This is a genomic window from Comamonas sp. A7-5 (assembly GCF_039581385.1).
GTDB classification, from domain to species: Bacteria; Pseudomonadota; Gammaproteobacteria; order Burkholderiales; family Burkholderiaceae_C; genus Comamonas; species Comamonas thiooxydans.
Genome location: NZ_JBCPWO010000046.1, coordinates 1 through 1,405, shown reverse-complemented (window position 1 = coordinate 1,405; position 1,405 = coordinate 1). Strand labels below are relative to the sequence as shown.

Sequence of the window (1,405 nt, the reverse complement as noted above, 5' to 3'; positions counted from 1 at the left end):
TTCGATGCCAGCAGCAACCGCCTCGATAGAGGGCGCAGCCGCTGCGGCAGCAGTGCCCAACGCCTCCACTGCGCCCGTCAACCCATCCCAGGCATCGCGCGCGGTCTGGGCTCCATCGGCCATGCCCTGAAAAGACTCAGCAGCCTTGGCCTTGAGGGCATCGGCAGAAGCGGCAAAGGCGCCTGCCATCTCCTCGGCATCAGCCGCCGCCAGGCGAAAGCTCTCGCTCAAGCCCCCAAAGGTGACGGATGCCAGACCGCTGCGCAACTTGGCCACGCCCTCCATCACCTTGGAAGCAATCTGTGCAAACGCCGCGCCCAGGCCGTAGATGGCAGTCAGCACGCCATTGACACCCGCCGTCATCACGCCCCAGGCCAGTTGCACCGTGTTGCCGGCATTGGTGGCGTATTGGCCGATGCGCTGCAGCGTCTCGCCTGTCTCGCTGGCAAAGACCTGCAGGCGCAGGATCACGGCGTCAAAGTTGACGTTGGCCGCAAACGCGCGGAAGAACTTGAGGCCGTTCTCAAAGGCCGTGGCCAGGGTCTGACCAAAGCGCTCCACCAGACCGCTCTCGACCGCCTTGCGCAACGCGCCGGTCAGCTCGTCCACGCCTTTGCGCACCACCGGCAGCACGGGCTTGCCCAGCACCTGGGTCACGGTCTCCCACATGCTGCTCAGGCCCTTGAGGGAGCCGTTGAGGTTGTCGGCCATGGTCTTGGCCGTGGCCTCGGCACTGCCACCCGCCTCACGCAGCTTGCCGGTCAGCTCGTCCAGCGCGCCCATGCCCTGGTTGAGCAAGGCGCGCAGCGCAGGCCCAGCCTCCAGGCCCACGGCATTGATGGCGCGCTCGCCGTCCTTGCCCTTGGCGGCCAGCTGGTGCAAGGCTTCCTCAAAGTTGGTGGTGACTATGCCGGCAGCGCCCAGCTCCTTGCGGAAGCTGGAGAGCGGGTTGGCAAACTGGCTCATGATGGAGTTCAGCGCCGTGCCCGCGCGGCTGGCGTCAATGCCTGCATCGGCAAACTTGCCGATGATGGCCACCGTGCTCTCCAGGCTCACGCCCAGAGTGTTGGCCACCGGCGCGGCATAGCTCAGGGCCTGGGCCAGCCCTTCCACGCTGGTGTTGGTGGCGTTGGCGCCCTTGGCCAGTACATCGGCCACGCGGCCTGCATCGTCAAAGGCCAGGCCCATGCCCATCACGGCCTTGGTCACGTACTCGCTGGATTTGCCCAGCTCGATATCACCCGCCTGGGCCAGGGCCAGCACAGCGGGCAGCGCCTTGACGGAGTCGCCCGCGCTCAGGCCCGCCTTGGCCAGGTTCTCCAGCGCACCTGCAGCCTGCACCGAGGTGTATTTGGTATTGCTGCCTGCCGCCTGGGCGGCCTTGGTCAGCGCGGCCATTTCTGCG

Annotated in this window: 1 protein-coding gene; it reads right to left on the bottom strand. The window is 66.7% G+C overall.

What is annotated here, in order from left to right; translation table 11 throughout:
• Nucleotides 1-1,405: phage tail tape measure protein (locus AAIL67_RS24660; protein ID WP_343485395.1), on the bottom strand; the 1,405-nt coding region annotated here is incomplete at both ends.